Source organism: Quadrisphaera setariae (assembly GCF_008041935.1).
GTDB classification, from domain to species: Bacteria; Actinomycetota; Actinomycetes; order Actinomycetales; family Quadrisphaeraceae; genus Quadrisphaera; species Quadrisphaera setariae.
Genome location: NZ_VKAC01000018.1, coordinates 1 through 18675, shown reverse-complemented (window position 1 = coordinate 18675; position 18675 = coordinate 1). Strand labels below are relative to the sequence as shown.

The following is an 18675-nucleotide window of genomic DNA, read 5'->3' as shown; positions in this document are numbered from 1 at the left end:
CTGTCGGTCCTCCTCGGTGAGGTGCGGCGCGCTCTGCGCCGCGGCGCGCCGGGGGGCTTCCGTCATGTCGACCGCCCCCCGGCGCGGAGTCACTGCGTGATCACTTGCCGATCGTGGCGTCCATGTTCTGGGCGAACTGCTCGGGGGTGATCGACAGGCTGAAGAGCTGGTCGATGTTCGACAGCAGCGCCTCGGCCTGGGTCGGGGAGAGGGCCTGGTCCCAGGACTGCACGAAGCTCGGCGCGTTCTTGATCGCGTCGTAGCAGAAGCCCAGGAAGTCCTTGTCCTTGGACTGGGCGATCTTGTCCTCGATGCCGGCCGCGACGCAGACCTGGCCGGACTCGATGTAGGCGTCGATGACCGCCTCGCAGAAGATGCCGTTCTCCTTGTCGGCGAAGTACTTCTTGGCGATGTCCTGCTGCTCCTGGGAGGCCTTGGAGGAGATCGACATGTACTGCGCCGGGTTGCCCGCGACGTTCTTGACGTCACCCTTGCCGCCCTCGATGGCGGGGAAGGCGAACCAGCCGAGGTTGCCGGCGGAGACGAAGTCTGCGGCGTCGTTCTTGATGCCGGAGTAGACCCACGAGCCGTGGAGCATCATCGCGGCCTTGTCCGTGTACAGCAGGGCCTGGTCGGCGTTGCTGTCAGCGGTGATGGACTCGAAGCCCTTGATGAACCCGCCGGACTTGACCAGGTCCTGCGTGGCCTGGAGCGCCTTGACGGCGTCGGGGTTGGACCACGCGTTCGCGGTGCCGTCGAAGATGGCCTGGAAGACCTCGGGGCCGCCGATGCGGTCGAAGAAGTACTCCAGCCACATCATCGAGGTCCAGCGCGACTGGCCGGCCAGGGCGATGGGGGCGATGCCCGCGCCCTTGAACTTCTCCACCAGGGCCTGCAGCTCGGCGTACGTGGTGGGGGGCTGGGCGCCGACCTGGTCGAACAGCTTCTTGTTGTAGTAGAAGATGATCAGCGCGGCGTTCTCGTTGGGGTAGGCGTAGATCTTCCCGTCCACCGTGGCGGCCTGGTAGGTCGAGGCCAGCACGCTGTTCTTCACGTCGGGGTTCTGGCCGAACCAGTCGGTGAGGTCGGCCACCTGGCTGGCCGCCGCGTAGCTGGCGAGGGTGCCGCCACCCCAGCTGTAGATGATCGTGGGGGCCTGACCGGCGCCGATGGCGGTCTTGATCTTGGTCTTGTAGGCGTCGTTCTGGAAGTACGTGATGGCGATGGTGTCGTCCGGGTTCGCCTTGTTCCAGGTGGCGATGTTGTCGCCCTTGATCTTCTCGTTGGGCTGGCCGGACAGGTACCACATCGAGGCCTTGCCGTCACCGCCGCCGCCGCCCGAGCCGCTCGGGCCGGAGGTGCCGCAGGCCGACAGCGCCGCACCCGCGAGGGGGGCCATGGCCAGCATGGCGAGGAACCCGCGGCGCGAGGTGCCGCTGCCGGTCGTCGAAGAAGCGTCCACGTGAACTCCGTCGTTCGGGCCGCATCGGCGCGGCGCACCAGTGGTGGTCAGCCGCAGCGGTCGAAACTTTCCGACCGTTGCGCTTGCCTGGTGGACAGTAGGAGGCTCTGCCGGGGGCGTCAAGCGATTCCGACCACCTGACAGGTGTTCCGGAGGTCACGATTCCGTCACATGCGAAGACGCGCTGATCAGCTCGCCGATCGACGCGGTGATCGACGGAGGGTGCCGCTCCTGGTCGCACGCTGGTAGACCGATCCACTGCTCTCCGTGACCAGAGATCGTCTCCGGGGCGCCAAGAACTCCCTTCCGGAACGTCGAAAGTTTCGGATAGCATCCGCCGACACACCTACCCACGACGGGAGTGGGCATGAGCAGCGCCACCGGCAGGGCCGAGGCCCGGATCACCATCGCCGACGTCGCGCGGCAGGCCGGCGTGTCGGTCCCCACCGTCTCCAAGGTCCTCAACGGCCGGGGCGACGTGGCCCCCGACACCCGCGACCTCGTCAGCGGCGTCATCGCCAGCACCGGTTACCGCCCCCGCCGCCGCCAGCGCGAGCAGCGGCTCGACGCCATGCTCGTCGAGCTGGTCATCACCGACCTCGCCAGCGCCTACGCCCTGGAGGTCCTCGCAGGAGCCGAGGACGGCGCCTCGCGGGCGGGCGCCGGCCTGGTGGTCAACGCCGCCCACGACCACGACGGCGGCGACAGGTCGTGGCTCGGCGCGCTGCGCGCCCGCCGGCCGTCCGGCGTCGTCCTGGTCATCAACCGCTTCGGCGGCGGCAGCGCCGAGGACGTCGCCAGCCTCGGCGCGCCCGTCGTCCTGCTCGACCCGGCGGGCAGCTCCGACCCCTCGCTGCCCACGGTGGGCGCCACGAACTTCGCCGGTGGCGTGACGGCCACCGAGCACCTGCTCTCCCTCGGGCACCGGCGCATCGCCACCATCACGGGGGTGCCGTTCCTCCTGTGCAGCCAGGAGCGCCTCGAGGGCTACCGGGCGGCGATGGCGCGCGCCGGCGTGCCGACGGACGAGACCCTCGTGGAGCAGGGCGACTTCACCGCGGTCGGCGGTCAGCGCGCGGCGACCGCCCTGCTGGACCGCCACGACCCGCCGACCGCGATCTTCGCCGGCTCGGACCTCATGGCCAGCGGCGTCTACCAGGAGGCGCGCCGCCGCGGGCTGCGCGTGCCGGAGGACCTCTCCGTGGTCGGCTTCGACGACGTCTCGATGTGCCAGTACATGTCCCCGCCGCTCACCACGGTGCGCCAGCCGCTCGGCGAGATGGCCGCGGAGAGCGTGCGGATGGTGCTCGAGGAGGTCAGGGCCCGGCGCGACGGCGTCGCCCCCCGGCCGCGCACGGACTCGGCGGCTCCCCACCTGCAGCTGGCCACCCGGCTGGTGCTGCGCGAGAGCACCGCTCCCCCGCGCTCGGCCTGAGCGCGGGGGAGCGCTGAGCTCACTCGGAGCTCACGCCGAGGTCGGCGTCCAGGCGCTGCCCTCGCCGGCGCTGCGCTCGAGGGCGTCGAGGACGCGCTGCACCTGCAGGCCCTCGGCGAAGGAGGGCGTGGGCTGGCGCCCGGCGGCGATGTCGCCGACCAGGTCGACCACCTGGTGGGTGAAGGTGTGCTCGTAGCCGATGATGTGGCCCGCCGGCCACCACCCGGCCATCCACGGGTGCTCCGGCTCGGTGACGAGGACGCGCTTGAACCCCTGGCGGTCCGCGCCCTCGCGGGCGTCGTACACGTCGAGCACGTTCATGTCCTCGAGGTCGAAGACGATGGCGCCGTCGGAGCCGTAGACCTCCAGGTGCAGGCCGTTCTTGCGCCCCGTGGCGAAGCGCGAGGCCTCCAGCGACACCAGGGCGCCCTCGGTGGTGCGGGCCATGGCCATCGCGGCGTCGTCCACGGTGACCTTCCCGACCTCGTCGCCAGCGCCGCCGGCCGAGCTGGCCGACAGGCCGCGGCCGCCGGACAGCGGCCGCTCGGTGACGAAGGTGTGCATGAGACCGCTGACCTGAGCGATCTGCGTGCCGAGGACGTGCTGCACGAGGTCGATGGCGTGGGCGCCGATGTCGCCCAGCGCGCCGGACCCGGCGAGCTCCTTGTCCAGGCGCCACGTCATCGGCGCGCTGGCGTCGGACAGCCAGTCCTGCAGGTAGGAGGCGCGGACCTGGCGCACCTGGCCCACGGCGCCCTCGGCCACCAGCTGGCGGGCGAACGCGACGGCCGGCACGCGGCGGTAGCTGAACCCGACCATGGCCTTCGCGCCGGACGCCGCGGCCTTCTCGGCCGCGGCGTTCATGGCCTCGGCCTCGGCGAGGGTGTTGCCGAGGGGCTTCTCGCACAGCACGTGCTTGCCGGCCTCGAGGGCGGCGATGGCCACCTCGGCGTGGGCGTCGCCGGGCGCCACCACGTCGACCAGGTCGACGTCGTCGCGGGCGATGACCTCGCGCCAGTCCGTGGCCGAGCTCTCCCAGCCGAACTTCGCCGCGGCGGCCGCGGCGCGGCCGGCGTCACGGCCGACCACCACGGAGCGGCGGACCTCCAGCGGCAGGTCGAAGAAGTGCGGCGCCACCCGCCACGCCTGGCTGTGGGCGGCCCCCATGAAGCCGTGCCCGACCATCGCCACCCGCAGCTGCTGCCCACCGGTGCTCGTCGTCATCAGTCTCCGCTCCTCCTCGAGCCGTTCCTCGTACGGCGGCCATCCCACCACGGCGGCTCGGCGCGGCCCACCCCGGGAGCGCGATTTGTTCGACCGCCGGCGTTATGCGGCACCCGGCGATCAGGCCGTCAGCAGGGCACCCGGTGCGTCGAGCACGTCCTGCAGGACCAGCGCCGCAGCCCCCATGACGGACGCGTCAGCGCCGGTGGCCGAGACGCGCACCTCCACCGGCAGCAGCCGGCCCCGCAGCACCCGCTCCTCCAGCTCCGCGGTCAGGGGCTCCACGAGCCAGGGCGCCAGCGGCGCGCAGGAGCCGCCGAGCACCACCGCGTCGACGTCGAGCAGGTTGACCGCCGCGGACAGGGCCACCCCGAGAGCACGGCCCGCGTCCCGCAGCGCCTCCAGCACGCCCGGGTGGCCCACCTCGGCGGCGGCCCGCAGCAGCGCGGGCGTCCCGCCGACCGCGCCGCGCGAGGTCCGCGGGCGCACCGGCAGCCCGGCGCGGGCGAGCAGCGCCTCCTGCCCGGCGTACGCCTCGAGGCAGCCGCGGGCCCCGCAGCCGCAGCGCGGCCCGTCGGGGTCGACGGTGACGTGGCCCAGCTCGCCGCTCCAGCCGCGCTGGCCGCGCAGCACGCGGCCGTCCAGGGCGACTCCGCCACCGATGCCCACTTCCCCGGTGACCAGCAGGAAGCTGCGCGGGGCCGGACGGGCGCGGGCGTCGTCGTCGTGGGCACCGGGGTTCCAGAGCTCGGCCACGGCTGCGAGCGCCGCCTCGTTGTCCACCGCGAGCGGCAGTCCCGCCAGCGCCGGGTGCTCGCGCAGGAGGTCGAGCACCGGCACGTCGCGCCAGCCGAGGTTGGGCGCCAGCCGCAGCCGGCCCGCCACCGCGTCGACCAGACCGGGCACCGCCCACGCGGCCCCCACCACGTCCAGGCCCTCCTGGGCCGCCTGCCCGAGGACGTCGGCGGCGAGGTCCGCGGAGGCGCGCAGCACGAGGTCGGGACTGCCGGTCCTGTCGATCTCCGGCACGGAGGCGCGGGCGCGGACGGCGCCGGTGAGGTCGCGCACGCAGGCCACGAGGTGGTCGGCCCCCAGCTCCACGCCCAGGGCGGCCACGCGCGAGCCCGACAGCCGCAGCCCGTTGGCGGGGCGCCCGGCGCCGGTGCGGGGCGGCGGGGGCAGCTCCTCGAGCAGCCCCCCGGCGAGCAGCGCGTCGACGAGGGAGGAGACCGTGGCCCGGGACATGCCGGTCACGGCAGCGAGGCCGGCGCGCGACGGCGCGGCGGACGGGTCGGAGGCCGCGACCCGCTCGAGGAGCGTCGCGAGGTTGCGCTCCCGCAGGTCGCGCTGCCGCGCTGGCTCGACGGTGCGCATGGCGTTGACACTGCCACGGCGAGCGCATAAGTTCAATCACAGAACAAATCAGTTCCGGGTCGCGCGCAGCACTCCGCGCGCCCGCCCCCCTCGACGGAGAGGAGCGCCCCCGTGGCCGCTCAGCACCTCACGCCCACCCCCGAGGACAAGTTCTCCTTCGGCCTCTGGACCGTCGGATGGGCCGCCGCCGACCCGTTCGGCTCGGCGACCCGCCCCGACGTCGACGTCATCGACGCCGCCCGCCGCCTGGCCGACCTCGGCGCCTACGGCATCACCTTCCACGACGACGACGTCGTCCCCTTCGAGGTGGGCCACAAGGACCCGGCCGGCCGCGACGAGATCCTCGGCCGCCTGAAGAAGGTCGTCGCCGACACCGGCCTCGCCGTGCCGATGGTGACCACCAACCTCTTCGGCCACCCGGTCTTCAAGGAGGGCGCGTTCACGGCGAACGACCGCGACGTCCGCCGCTTCGCGCTCCGCAAGGCCTTCCGCCAGCTGCAGCTGGGTGCCGAGCTCGGCGCGCAGACCTTCGTCATGTGGGGCGGCCGCGAGGGCTCCGAGGTCGACGGCGCCAAGGACGTCAAGGCCGCGCTCGACCGCTACGCCGAGGCCGTCAACCTGCTGACGACGTACATCACCGAGCAGGGCCTCGACATGCGCATCGCCATCGAGCCCAAGCCGAACGAGCCCCGCGGCGACATCCTGCTGCCGACGATCGGCCACGCGATCGCCTTCTCCTACACCCTCGAGCACCCCCACCTGGTGGGCGTGAACCCCGAGGTGGGCCACGAGCAGATGTCCAACCTCAACTTCACCGCCGGCATCGCCCAGGCGCTCGCCGCCGACAAGCTGTTCCACATCGACCTGAACGGCCAGCACGGCCCCAAGTTCGACCAGGACCTCGTCTTCGGCCACGGCGACCTGCTCTCCGCCTTCTGGACCGTCGACCTGCTGGAGAACGGCTTCCCGGGCGGCGGCCCCACCTACACGGGCCCCAAGCACTTCGACTACAAGCCCAACCGCACCGAGGACTTCGACGGCATCTGGGCCTCGGCCGCGGCCAACATGCGCACCTACCTGCTCCTCAAGGAGCGCGCGCTGGCCTTCCGCGCCGACCCCGAGGTCCAGGCCGCTCTCCAGACCGCCAGCGTCACCGAGCTGGCCGTGCCCACCCTGTCCGAGGGCGAGTCGCTGGCCGACATCGTCGCCGACCGCTCCGCGTTCGAGGACTTCGACGCGGACGCCAAGGGCGGGCGCGGCTACGGCATCGGCAACCTCGACCAGCTGGCCATCGAGCACCTCATGGGCGCCCGCTGACCCGTCGCTGACGAGCACGCGCCCCCTGTCCCGCGGCCCGGCCGCGGGACAGGGGGCGCGTCGCGTCCCGGGACGCCTCAGACCCGGAGCGCGTCCCGCTCGCGAGCGCGCGGCGCGAGGCGCTGCAGCTGGGTCACGTGCTGGGGGCCGAGCTCGGCGAGCTCGGAGACCTGCAGCAGTCGCATGGTCCGCTCCACCTGCTCGCGCAGGATGGCGATGGCGCGGTCCACGCCGGGCCGCCCGCCGGCCATGAGGCCGTACAGGTAGGCGCGGCCGATGAGCGTGAACCTCGCCCCCAGGGCGATGGAGGCGACGACGTCGGCGCCGTCCATGATCCCGGTGTCGACCATGACCTCGGTGTCGGCGCCGACCTCGCGCACCACGTCGGGCAGCAGGTGGAACGGCACGGGCGCCCGGTCGAGCTGGCGGCCGCCGTGGTTGGACAGCACGATCCCGTCGACGCCGAGGTCGGCGAGGCGCCGGGAGTCCTCGAGGTTCTGCACGCCCTTGACCACGAGCTTGCCCGGCCACATCGCCCGGATCTCCGCGAGGTCGTCGTAGGAGATCGACGGGTCCATCGCGGCGTTGAGCAGCTCCCCGACGGTGCCGCCGGTGGCGGACAGGGAGGCGAACTCCAGCTTGGGGGTGGTGAGGAAGTCGTACCACCACCACGGGCGCGTCGCGGTGTCGAGGACCGTGCCGAGGGTGAGCTGCGGCGGGATGGAGAACCCGTTGCGCTTGTCCCGCAGGCGGGCCCCGGCCACCGGGGTGTCGACGGTGAAGAAGAGGGTGTCGAAGCCCGCCTCCGCGGCGCGCTCGACCAGCCCGTAGGAGATCTCCCGCTGGCGCATGACGTAGAGCTGGAACCAGTTGCGTCCGTGCGGGTTGGCGGCCTTCACCCCCTCGATGGACGTGGTGCCGAGGGTGGACAGCGTGAAGGGGATGCCGGCCGCCCCGGCGGCGCCGGCGCCGGCGGTCTCCCCCTCGGTCTGCATGAGGCGCGTGAAGCCGGTGGGCGCGATGCCGAACGGCAGCGCGGACGGTCCGCCGAGCACCGTGCAGGACGTGTCCGCGCGGGTGGCGTCCCGGAGGATGCTGGGGTGGAACTCGACGTCGAGGAACGCCTGGCGGGCCCGCTGCATCGAGATCTCGCCGTCGGCGGCGCCGTCGGTGTAGTCGAAGGCCGCGGCGGGGGTGCGGCGCTTGGCGATGGCGCGCAGGTCGTGGATGGTCAGTGCGCTCTCCAGGCGGCGCCTGCGCCCGTCGAGGGTCGGCTTCTTGAACTTGACGAGCTCGAGCAGCTCGCGGGGCTTGGGGGCCTGGCGCTGGACGACGGACACGGGGTCACCTCTTCACGAGACGGCGCTTGATTGGTCTGACCTTTGAATGGACCGTACTCAGGCTCTGGCCTGGTATCAAGGGGGCGTGCCGACGGCCCCCTCCGGACCCGACTGGAAGCCCCTGCGCAGGCCCAGCGCCCACGAGCTCGTCATCGGGGCGATCGAGGACCAGATCGACGCTGGGGCCCTGCGCGTGGGAGACCCGCTGCCCCCCGAGCGCGAGCTCGCCGCCCGCCTCGGCGTCAGCCGCGCCGGCGTGCGCGAGGCCGTCCGGGTGCTCGAGAGCCAGGGCGTGCTGCGGTCCCGGCCGGGCGTCGACGGCGGCACCTTCGTCACCCCGGTCCCCCGCGAGGCGCTGACGCGGTTCCTGCGGCTGCACATCGCCCTGTCCAACTTCGCCGTCGAGGACGTCGTCGACGCCCGCGTGGTGCTGGAGCGCGCGAGCGCGGCGCGAGCGGCCGCGGCCCAGGTCGAGGAGGGCATGGCCGCGATGCGCGACGCGCTCGCCGCGATGGAGGCCGTCGGGGTCAGCCGGGAGGACTTCAGCGCCGCCGACACGGCGTTCCACTCCGGGCTGGCCGAGGCCTCCGGCAGCGCCGTCTCCGCGGCGCTGACCGTCTCGATCCGCACCGCGATGCGCGGGCCGATCCTGGAGGCCCTGCAGCGCAGCACCTCCTGGGAGGCGGTCTCGGCCCAGCTGCGCGCCGAGCACCGCGCCGTCTACGACGCCGTGGCCGCGGGCGACGGCGAGACCGCCGCCGACCTCGTGGAGCGGCACGTCCGCAGGGCAGCCGCCGACCTCCACCTGTGATCAGGAACGCGGGCGGCAGACTGGGCACCATGGCGAAGAAGCTGGTCGCGGGGATCGACACCTCGACGCAGTCCTGCAAGGTCGTGGTCCGCGACGCGGAGTCCGGCGAGCTGGTCCGGGAGGGCCGTGCGTCCCACCCCGACGGCACGGAGGTGCACCCCCGCGAGTGGGAGCGCGCCCTGCGCGAGGCCGTCACCCAGGCGGGTGGGCTCGACGACGTCGACGCGGTGGGCGTCGGCGGCCAGCAGCACGGCATGGTCTGCCTCGACAGCCGCGGCGAGGTGGTCCGGCCGGCCCTGCTGTGGAACGACACCCGCTCGGCGCAGGCCGCGCGCGACCTCGTCTCCGAGCTGGGCGCGCAGGCCTGGGCGGACGCGGTCGGGCTGGTCCCGGTGGCGTCCTTCACCGGCACCAAGCTGCGCTGGCTGGCGGACGCCGAGCCGCAGAACGCCGACCGGACCGCGGCCGTCTGCCTCCCCCACGACTGGCTGACGTGGCGCCTCGCCGGCGGCTTCGAGGCCGTCGGCCTGGAGGGCCTCTTCACCGACGCCGGAGACGCCTCGGGCACCGCGTACTTCTCCGCAGAGAGCGGCGAGTACCGCCGCGACCTGCTCGAGCTGGCCTTCCGCGGGCGCTCGCCGCTGCTCCCTCGCGTGGTCGCCCCCTCCGAGGCCGGCGGCACGCTCTCGGCGAGCTGGGGCAGGGAGGGGGCGCTCCTCGCGCCCGGCACCGGCGACAACGCCGCCGCGGCGCTCGGCCTGGCGGCCCGCGAGGGCGACGTCGTCCTGTCCCTGGGCACGTCCGGGGTGGTGGGCGCGGTCACCGAGACCGCCGTGCACGACGCCTCCGGCACGATCGCCGGGTTCGCAGACGCCACGGGACGCCACCTGCCGCTCGTCGTCACCCTCAACGCCGCCCAGGTGCTGGACGCCACCGCGAAGCTGCTCGGCGTCGACCACGCCGGTCTCGCGGACCTCGCGCTCTCCGCCCCCTCGGGCGCTGACGGCCTGGTCCTCGTCCCCTACCTGCAGGGCGAGCGGACCCCCAACCGCCCCGAGGCGACCGGCGCGATGCACGGCCTGACGCTCAAGACCATGACGCCCGCCCACGTGGCGCGCGCCGCGGTGGAGGGCCTGCTGTGCGGCCTGGCCGACGGCATCGCCGCCCTGGAGGCGCAGGGCGTGAGCGTGCGCCGCGTGCTCATGGTGGGCGGTGGTGCCCGCTCGGCAGCGGTGCAGCAGCTGGCGCCGTCGGTCCTCGGCCGGCAGGTCGTCGTCCCCCAGCCCGGCGAGTACGTCGCCGACGGCGGCGCCCGCCAGGCGGCCTGGGTGCTCTCGGGCGCCGACGCTCCCCCGGAGTGGTCGCTGGCACCCGCGCAGGTCTTCGACCTCGACGACGACGCGCGCGCGTCCGGCGAGCGGGTCCGCGCCCGCTACGCGGAGGTGCGGGACCTCACCGACGGGATCTGAAGTCGGCGGGGGCGAACCGGCCCTCGCGCAGGTGCGACTCGATCGACTCCAGGCTCCGGCCCGTCAGCTCCGGCATCTTCTTCCACACGAAGAGCCACGCCGCCACGTTGAAGGCGGCGTAGACGAGCATCGTCGGGCCGGGGCCGATCCCGTTGATGACGGACAGCGTGGTCAGCGTGATCACGAGGTTCGTGGTCCACAGCACCGCGGCCTGGGCGCTGGTGCCCGCGGCGCGGACGGCCAGCGGGTAGATCTCCGAGCCGGTCAGCCAGCCCATGAGCTGCAGGCCACCGGCGTTGAAGACCATGAAGACCACGAGGCACGCGACGATGAAGGGGATCGAGCCGCGGACGTCGTCGCCGGAGACGATGAAGACCGCTCCCAGCACCGCGAGGGCCAGCGCTGCGCCGGGCACCATGACGAGCGTCAGGCGCCGGCGCCCCACCCTGTCGACGACCGCCAGCCCGACGAGCATCATCACGAGGTAGGTCACGCCGAGCGCCACGCTGACGTCGAGGGCGGCGGAGCGCGAGAAGCCGTTGTCGGTGAGGATCGTCGGGGCGTAGTAGATGATCATCTCGATGCCCGAGAGCTGCGTGAAGAGGGCGATGCCGCAGCCGACGAGCAGCGCCGGGCGCACCCACGCCTGGCGCAGCCCGCTCCAGCCGCGGTGCCCCTCGGACTCCGACTGCTCGTCGCGGACGTTGCCGACGATCTCGTCCAGCTCGGCGCCCACGTCGCTGCCGGAGGGGCGGACGCGCTCCAGCACGCCGCGCGCGTCGTCCTCCCGGTCCTGGCCGACGAGCCAGCGGGGGCTCTCCGGGAGCCGCAGCACGATGAGGAGCAGCAGCGCCGCCGGCACCGCGGCCAGCCCGATCGACCAGCGCCAGCTCAGGGCCTGGCTCGCCCCCACCAGGGTGGATACGACGATGCCCACGCCGATGCCCACCTGGAACGTCAGCACCAGCCGGCCGCGCACGGCCGGCGGGGCCAGCTCCGCCACGAACATCGGAACGGTCTGGGTGGCACCGCCCACGGCGAAGCCCAGCACCACGCGCGCCGCCGCGAGGGTCCACGCGTCCGGGGCCACCGAGCACAGCAGCGCGCCCAGCACGAACACCGACCCGATGACGACCATCGTGACGTGGCGGCCCCGCCGCTCGGACAGCCGCGAGCAGACCAGCGCGCCGATGACGGCACCCAGGAGGATGCCGCCGGCGATCACTTGCTCCATCCCGTGCTCGATGCCGAACTCGTCGCTGATCTGCAGCAGCGCGCCGGAGATGATGCCGGTGTCGTAGCCGTAGAGCAGCGAGGCCAGCGCCGAGACGGCTGCTGTCGCGACGATGGCCGGCGTCAAGACCGACCCCTTGCTGGCCCGTGCGCGCTCGCGCGTCTCCTCTGACACGGCCCCAGCAGACACCCAGCGCCCTCGGAGCGCTCATCGATCTGGGAGCGGACGTGCAGACAACACCCAGGTTCGGCGTTCAGACTCCTCCCATGACCACCACAGCCGCCGAGGCCCGCCTCCTCGTCGTCGACGACGAGCCCAACATCCGAGAGCTCCTGTCGACGTCGCTGCGCTTCGCCGGCTTCGAGGTGCACACCGCCGCGGACGGGCAGGAAGCGCTCAGCCAGGCCGAGCGCACCCGCCCCGACCTCGTCGTCCTCGACGTCATGCTCCCCGACCTCGACGGCTTCGCCGTGACCCGCCGCCTGCGCGAGCGCGGCCGCGACGTGCCCGTGCTGTTCCTCACCGCCAAGGACGACGTCGCCGACCGCGTCGCCGGCCTCACCGTGGGCGGCGACGACTACGTCACCAAGCCGTTCAGCCTGGAGGAGGTCGTGGCGCGCATTCGCGCGGTGCTGCGCCGGACCGGCTCCGGTGCGGACCCGGCCGCCGGCCGCCTCGTCTTCGCCGACCTCGAGATGGACGAGGACAGCCACGAGGTGCACCGCGCCGGGCACGCCGTGGAGCTCTCGCCCACCGAGTTCAAGCTGCTGCGCTACCTCATGCTCAACCCCAACCGCGTGCTGTCGAAGACGCAGATCCTCGACCACGTGTGGCACTACGACTTCGGCGGCGAGGCCGGGATCGTGGAGTCCTACATCTCCTACCTCCGCCGCAAGATCGACACCGGCACGGACGCCGCCGGGAGCCCGGTGCAGCCGCTGATCCACACCCGCCGCGGCGTGGGCTACGTGCTGCGCCTCCCCCCGACCGCCTGATCTCCGACGACAGCGCAGTGGCCGACAGGACCGACGAGCAGGTCCCCGGGGAGCCGACGACGGCGGACGAGGCGCCCCGCAGGTCGTCCCGCGGGGTGCGCGCCGCCTACGACGGCGCCCGGGAGCGGGTCCTCGACCGCGGGCACGAGCTGTCGCTGCGGGCCCGCCTCATCGCCGTCGTCACGGGGCTCCTCGTCGTGGCCCTGCTGCTCACCGGCACCGTGACGCTGCTGGTCCTCCAGCGCGTGCTCCTCGCCCAGACCGACGAGCAGCTGCGCACCGCCGTCACCGCCGCCTCGGACTACGGCGTCGGCCTCCTGGGCAGCTCCTCGCCCGGGTCCACGCCGACCGACTACGTGGTGCAGGTCTCCGGCCCGGACGGGAGCGTCCAGATCCCGTCGAAGCGCACCCAGGGCGGCGAGCAGCTGAAGCTCACGGGGATCACCCAGGCGTGGGTCCAGTCGCACGGCGGGCGGCCCCAGACCATCCAGGACAGCGTCACGGGTGACGACTGGCGGGTCATCGCCATCCCCGACAAGCAGCAGTCCGGTCTCTCCATCGCCGTCGCGCGGTCGCTCACCCCCGTCGACCACACGCTCAAGGACGTCGCCGCGTACTTCGTCCTGGTGGGAGTGGTCGTCGTCGTCGCCTGCGTCGTGCTCGGGGCCTACGGCATCCGCCGCGCGTTCCGGCCCCTGCGCGACGTGGAGGCGGTCGCGGCGGCGTTCGGCGGCGGCGACACGAGCCGCCGGGTCCCGGTGCTCGCCCCGGGCACGGAGGTGGGCCGGCTCGGCACCGCCATCAACGGCATGCTCGACGACATCGAGACGTCCCTCGCCGAGCGGGAGGCGTCCGAGGGGCGGATGCGCCGCTTCGTCGCCGACGCCAGCCACGAGCTGCGCACCCCCCTGTCGGCCATCCGCGGCTTCGCGGAGATGCACCGCATGGGCATCGTGCGCAAGGAGGCGGACGTCACCACGGCCTTCAGCCGCATCGAGTCCGAGGCGACCCGCATGGGCGGCCTCGTGGAGGACCTCCTCGTCCTGGCCCGCCTCGACGAGCAGCGCCCGATGCGCCGCGACCCGGTCGACCTGTTCGCGATCGTCGCCGACGCGCGCCACGACGCGCGCGCCCTCGCCCCGGACCGCACGGTGACGGTCACCGGGGTGGACGGCGCCCCGCCGCGGCCGGTGGTGGTCACCGGCGACGAGGCGAAGCTGCGGCAGGTGCTCGCCAACCTCATCGGCAACGCCCTGCGCCACACGCCCGCGGGCACACCCGTGGAGCTGGGCGTGGGCCAGCGCGACGGCTGGGCCGTGTGGGCCGTGGTCGACCACGGCCCCGGCATCCCCCCGGAGGACGCCGCCCGCGTGTTCGAGAGGTTCTGGCGCGCCGACTCCTCCCGCCAGCGCGGCGCGGGCGGCGGCGCGGGGCTGGGGATGGCCATCGTGGCGGGCATCGTGCAGGCCCACGGCGGAGCGGTGCGCGTGGTGCAGACCCCGGGCGGGGGCGCCACGATCGAGGTGGCCCTGCCCCTGGCGGACGCTCCCGCGGCCGAGGAGCCCCAGGACGACGACAGCGTCGTCGACGACGTGCCCACACCTGTGGACAGCCCTGTGGACGACGGGCCGTCATCCACAGGCGGCGGTCCGGCCCAGCGGCGGGACGCTGATCTTCCCTAGCGTCGTGGACGTGCCCCCGCAGCCGGCGGTGGCCACGAGCAGCGGAGGTCCCCGATGAGCAGGTTCCAGGTCGACAGCGGCGCCGTCGAGGGCGCGAGCGCGGCGGTCGCGGGGTCCGCGGGCGCCATCAGCACCGAGGTCGACGCGATGATGCGCCACCTCCTCGACCTGCAGAGCACGTGGCAGGGCGCGGCCTCCACGTCCTTCCAGGGGGTCGTGGCGCAGTGGCGCTCCACCCAGGAGCAGGTGCGCACGTCGCTGGAGTCGATCGGTCAGGCGCTGGCGTCCACCGGCCGCACCTACGAGGCGGCGGAGGCCGACGCCGTGAGGGTGTTCAGCCGCTGACCCCGCAGGGAGCCGGACGCGGCGCGCAGCGGTCCGCCGTGGCGGCCGTGGCGCACCGCCACCAGCTCTGCCGCGATGCTCAGCGCCATCTCCGCGGGGGTCCGCCCGCCCAGGTCCAGTCCGACCGGGTCGTGCAGCCGCGCGAGCTCGTCCTCCTCCAGCCCGCGCTCGACCAGGTCCGCGCGGCGCGCGGCGCAGGTCAGGCGCGACCCCATGGCACCGACGTAGGCGAGGTCCAGGCGGAGGGCCACCTCGAGCAGCGGCAGGTCGAACTTGGCGTCGTGGGTGAGCAGGACGAGCGAGGTCGCCGGCCCGACGCGGCCGGCCGCGGCCTCCGCCTGCAGCCAGCGGTGCGGCCAGTCGAGGACCACCTCGTCAGCCGAGGGCACGCGCTGGGCGGTGGCGAAGGCATCGCGCGCGTCCACCACGGTGGTCCGCATCCCCAGCAGCCGCGCCTGCGCGGCGAGGGCCTCGGCGGCCACACCGGCTCCGGCCACCACGAGGTGCTCCGGAGGACGCACCACCACCTCCACCGCTCCGCCTCCTGGCAGCAGGAGGCCCACGTGGGTGGCGCGGCCGGCGTCGCGCGCCGCGGCCAGCTCGGCGAGGCGGGCCGCCAGCTCCTCGTCGAGGGGCTGGAGCAGCACGTCGAGCTCGCCACCGCACGGGAGGCCGACGGTCGCGGCGTCGTCGTCGGTGACCCCGTAGTGGACGACCTCGGCGTGCTCGGCGTCCGCGTCGTCGTCGTGGCCCGAGGCGGCGAGGAGGTCGGTGGCGCGAGCGAGGACGTCACCCTCCACGCACCCGCCGGAGACGCTGCCGAGCGCGGTGCCGTCGTCGAGGACGGCCATCGCCGAGCCCACGGGTCGTGGGGAGGACGCCCACGTGGACGCGACCACGGCCAGCACGGCGCGCCGTCCTGCGGCGCGGGCGGCCAGCACGGCGTCGATGATGTCGAGCACCTCGACATCATCAGCCCCCGGTGCGCCAGGCTGGGGCCGTGGAGCTGACTGCCGGCGCGACGCGCCTCACCGTGGACGAGGCCTTCGGGGCCCGGATCTCCTCGCTGCTGGTGCCGGGCGCGGTGCGCACCCGCGCCGGGGAGCAGCCGTGCGACCTGCAGCTGGTCGGGCGCTTCAGCGACACGCCCCACGGGTGGGGCGCGTTCCCGATGGTGCCGTGGGCGGGGCGGGTGCGTGACGCGCGCCTCACCTGGCAGGGGCGCACCGTGGAGCTGCCGCCCAACAAGGCGCCGCACGCGATCCACGGCACGGTCGCGCGGGTGCCGTGGGACGTGGTGGAGGCGGAGGAGCACCACGCCGTCCTGCGGCGCGACCTCGGACACGACTGGCCCTGGCGGGGCCACGCCGAGATCCGCTACGACCTGACGCCCACCTCGCTCGAGCTGCGCCTGGAGTGCTGGAACGACGGCACGGACGCCGACGGACCCATGCCCGCGTGGATCGGCATGCACCCGTGGCACCCGCGGTTCGTCGGAGGCGCGGAGGCGGAGCTCGACGTCCCCGTGACCGACCCCGCCACCGCGGTGATGGTCAAGGACGACGAGGGCATCATTGACGGACGCCGCGGCCCGCTGCCGCACGGAGCGCCGAACCACCACCGCATCGACGAGGCCCTGGCCGGCGTCGTGTGGCCGGCCACCATCACCTGGCCGGGAGTCGCGCGGCTGGAGATCAGCTCGGACGCCGAGTACGGCGTCGTCTTCACCGAGCGCGACGAAGCCGTGTGCGTGGAGCCGCAGACCGGGCCGCCGGACGCCGCCGCCCTCGGGCTCGCGCACGCGGTCGCTCCGGGCGAGGCCCACGTCATGCACATGACGTGGCGCTGGAGCACGCAGCTCTGACCCCTGAGGCCGTGAGACCGGGCCCTGGCCGTGGTCGGCGGGCAGGTCCTCCACCTCGCCCCTCGCTCCCGTGCTGAGAGGCTGATCAGCACAGGGGGCCGCCGTCCCTCCAGAGCGCCAAGTCCCCCTCGTCCCGCGACCAGTCGAGGCAGGCGTTGCAGGCGAGGTCCAGCACCGAGGTCTCGTCCTGGTCGCTCACACGACCAGGACGACGGTGGGCGCCCCCTCGCGGCCGGGCCACGCCTCGCACAGGGAGCGCCGCGAGCTAGAAGGACGGTTCTGCGGGGAAGCCGCGGGTGGGGTCGACCGGTCTGCGCACCGGGCCGGCCAGTTGGACGCGTGAGGGCGGTGCCCAGGCGCGGTACATCGGGATCGGGTCGGTGTAGGGCTTGGGGCGGGTGGTGTGGTCGATGCCCAGCGGGGAGCGCCAGTGGGCGTGCCCGGCGGTGCACCTCCAGTGCTGCCAGCGCGCCGTCCACGGCTGGGCGGCGGCGGTGCGGGCATCCCCGGCGTGCTTGCGCCGGTGCCAGCGGCGGGACTTGGGGTCCAGGTTGCACGCACACGTCGACCCGCCCTGACCGGGCAAGTACCCCCAGGCGGTGACGTGGTCCAGGTCCGCCTTGCCGGCGGGCAGGCGGTCCCCGGGACCGGTGCTCGTGCCCCACAGCGCGACCACGTGGCGGCGCAGGGCCTCGGGTGGGTCGTGCGGACCACCGCCGATGCGGTTCAGCGGGCAGGCGGAGGGGGCGATGGGCTCACACGCTCCAGCCGCGCACGGATCGACGACATCGACGGGGTCACCGAGGTCACCGGGGTCGTCAAGATTCTTGGCGTCGCGGTACCAGTCCCCGTCGGTGACGAGATCGGTGGTGGTCGGGGGTGGTGGCAGCTGCTGGACCGGTCGGCCCTTGAAGAACCCCGGCCGGGATCCCTTCGGTGTTGGTCTCACTGAGGAGGCCGACGTCGGCGGTGCACCCGCGCCAGGAGGGGTCTGCGCTCCTGGACCAGGCACACCGGGACCACCGTCGCCGGGAGCCTGCGGGCCAGGGGCACCAGGGCCCGAGCCCCCAGGGCCACCAGGGCCGCCAGGGCCGCCAGGGCCGCCAGGGCCGCCAGGGCCGCCGGAGCAGCTGGGGCCACCTGGACCGGCAGGTCCAGGTGAACCACCGTCGCCGTCGCTGTCGGGCCGGGTGGGACCCGAGCTGTCAGGTCCCGGGTCGTCAGGGGCGGTGAGCCAGGAGGCGGGGTAGGTGTGCCCGTCCACCGCGACCAGGTCCCCGGTGACGGGATCAGTCAGCACCCGCCGCAACCGGCACCCACCCCACCGCAGACCCTGACGCACCAGCCACGCCGGTACCCACCCGTACCCCTCCACAAAGCCCGGGTCCTCATCCACCCCCACCAACGCCGGCAGGGAGATGCGGATCTCCACGCTCGTTCCCGCAGCCCACCCCGCGCTGGTGGCGTCCAACGCGCCCGGGCGCACCGCCCCCAACGCGGTGACCGCAGCGTCGAAGGCGTGCGCGCCCACCGTCCGCTCATCGGACTGGTCGGACTGGTCGGCGTAGGGGTCCCCACCCCCAGGCGCCACCACCCCCTCACGGGCAGCTCGGGCGGCGGCGTGGTTGGCCACCGCCGCGGCCCGCACCCGCGCCGTGACCCCGGCCAGGGCGGTGACCGGACCGACCAACGTCAGCTTGGCCTGCCCGTCCCCCAGCGGGGTCCAGCACACCCGCCGCGCACTGGTCTTGCGCCGCACCCGCTCGCTGGCAGCGGCGGGGTCGTGCAGCTGGACCTGGTGGTCGACCTCCTCCCGCAAGCTCGCCACCGTCAACCCCACCCCGGCCGCCTCAGCACCGAAGAGGTGCTCATCGATGGTGGCCGCGGCCACGTCATCGACCTCGACCAGGCGGTTGGCGACAGCGGTCAACGCGGTCATGCTCAGCTGCCCGCAGGACAGGCGCTCCAACGCGTGGGGCATCACCGCCACCACCCGCGCCGCCAGCAGCACCTGCGCGCGGGCGGTGTACTCACTCCACCCCAGCGCCGGGGCCAGCTCAGCGACCAGGTCCGCCAACCCCGCCGCCGCCACCAGCTCCTCCTGACGGGCGAACGCCGCCGCA

14 protein-coding genes and 1 pseudogene are annotated in these 18675 nt (G+C 73.9%); 8 read left to right on the top strand and 7 right to left on the bottom strand.

Annotated features, from left to right (window positions below; translation table 11 throughout):
• Positions 1-100: 100 nt before the first annotated feature.
• A complete protein-coding gene (locus FMM08_RS21455) occupies positions 101-1408 on the bottom strand; it encodes an extracellular solute-binding protein (RefSeq protein WP_147928428.1) in 1308 nt (435 codons plus the stop codon).
• A 421-nt stretch (positions 1409-1829) separates the two neighbouring features.
• Between FMM08_RS21455 and FMM08_RS21450 the strand changes: the two genes are divergently transcribed.
• Positions 1830-2897 (top strand): LacI family DNA-binding transcriptional regulator, encoded by a 1068-nt coding sequence (locus FMM08_RS21450; protein ID WP_147928394.1) that lies wholly within the window; start codon positions 1830-1832, stop codon positions 2895-2897.
• 30 nt (positions 2898-2927) lie between these two features.
• On the opposite strand, the gene FMM08_RS21445 is transcribed toward FMM08_RS21450, so the two are convergent.
• The gene (locus tag FMM08_RS21445) at positions 2928-4121 is read right to left on the bottom strand and encodes a Gfo/Idh/MocA family protein (RefSeq protein WP_147928393.1); all 1194 of its coding nucleotides are present in this window, start codon (positions 4119-4121) and stop codon (positions 2928-2930) included.
• 120 nt (positions 4122-4241) lie between these two features.
• Positions 4242-5495, bottom strand: a complete 1254-nt coding sequence (locus FMM08_RS21440) for an ROK family protein (protein ID WP_187279920.1) — start codon at positions 5493-5495, stop codon at positions 4242-4244.
• Positions 5496-5606: 111 nt separating this feature from the next.
• Here FMM08_RS21440 and xylA point away from each other — a divergent pair, with 111 nt between their 5' ends.
• Entirely contained in the window at positions 5607-6812 is a 1206-nt protein-coding gene (gene xylA, locus FMM08_RS21435; RefSeq protein WP_147928392.1) for a xylose isomerase, read from the top strand.
• Between the two features lie 77 nt (positions 6813-6889).
• Here xylA and FMM08_RS21430 read toward each other — a convergent pair whose 3' ends face one another.
• Positions 6890-8152 carry an alpha-hydroxy acid oxidase gene (locus FMM08_RS21430; protein ID WP_147928391.1) on the bottom strand — a complete coding sequence of 421 codons (1263 nt, stop codon included), beginning with the start codon at positions 8150-8152 and terminating at the stop codon, positions 6890-6892.
• A gap of 85 nt (positions 8153-8237) precedes the next feature.
• On the opposite strand from FMM08_RS21430, the gene FMM08_RS21425 reads away from it, so the two are divergent.
• Complete coding sequence (locus FMM08_RS21425) at positions 8238-8963, top strand: FadR/GntR family transcriptional regulator (protein WP_222711060.1); 726 nt, start codon at positions 8238-8240, stop codon at positions 8961-8963.
• A gap of 29 nt (positions 8964-8992) precedes the next feature.
• Positions 8993-10432, top strand: a complete 1440-nt coding sequence (gene xylB, locus FMM08_RS21420) for a xylulokinase (protein ID WP_147928389.1) — start codon at positions 8993-8995, stop codon at positions 10430-10432.
• Here xylB and FMM08_RS21415 read toward each other — a convergent pair.
• Positions 10416-11840 (bottom strand): sugar porter family MFS transporter, encoded by a 1425-nt coding sequence (locus FMM08_RS21415; RefSeq protein WP_147928388.1) that lies wholly within the window; start codon positions 11838-11840, stop codon positions 10416-10418. The two genes, xylB and FMM08_RS21415, sit on opposite strands and share 17 nt — an antisense overlap.
• Before the next feature lie 92 nt (positions 11841-11932).
• On the opposite strand from FMM08_RS21415, the gene FMM08_RS21410 reads away from it, so the two are divergent.
• From FMM08_RS21410 to FMM08_RS21400, 3 genes are read left to right on the top strand one after another with little or no spacing between them, the layout of a single operon-like run.
• Positions 11933-12661 carry a response regulator transcription factor gene (locus tag FMM08_RS21410; RefSeq protein WP_147928387.1) on the top strand — a complete coding sequence of 243 codons (729 nt, stop codon included), beginning with the start codon at positions 11933-11935 and terminating at the stop codon, positions 12659-12661.
• Positions 12662-12678: 17 nt separating this feature from the next.
• The gene (locus FMM08_RS21405; protein ID WP_147928386.1) at positions 12679-14343 is read left to right on the top strand and encodes a sensor histidine kinase; all 1665 of its coding nucleotides are present in this window, start codon (positions 12679-12681) and stop codon (positions 14341-14343) included.
• A gap of 54 nt (positions 14344-14397) precedes the next feature.
• Positions 14398-14688, top strand: coding sequence for a WXG100 family type VII secretion target (locus tag FMM08_RS21400; RefSeq protein WP_147928385.1), 291 nt, complete (start codon positions 14398-14400; stop codon positions 14686-14688).
• On the opposite strand, the gene FMM08_RS21395 is transcribed toward FMM08_RS21400, so the two are convergent.
• On the bottom strand, positions 14643-15650 hold the full coding sequence (locus FMM08_RS21395) for an XdhC family protein (RefSeq protein WP_147928384.1): 1008 nt from the start codon (positions 15648-15650) through the stop codon (positions 14643-14645). The two genes, FMM08_RS21400 and FMM08_RS21395, sit on opposite strands and share 46 nt — an antisense overlap.
• 38 nt (positions 15651-15688) lie before the next feature.
• Between FMM08_RS21395 and FMM08_RS21390 the strand changes: the two genes are divergently transcribed.
• The gene (locus FMM08_RS21390) at positions 15689-16552 is read left to right on the top strand and encodes an aldose 1-epimerase (protein ID WP_187279919.1); all 864 of its coding nucleotides are present in this window, start codon (positions 15689-15691) and stop codon (positions 16550-16552) included.
• Between the two features lie 265 nt (positions 16553-16817).
• On the opposite strand, the pseudogene FMM08_RS23220 reads toward FMM08_RS21390, so the two are convergent.
• A pseudogene (locus tag FMM08_RS23220) lies at positions 16818-18675 on the bottom strand (hypothetical protein); the annotation flags it as partial.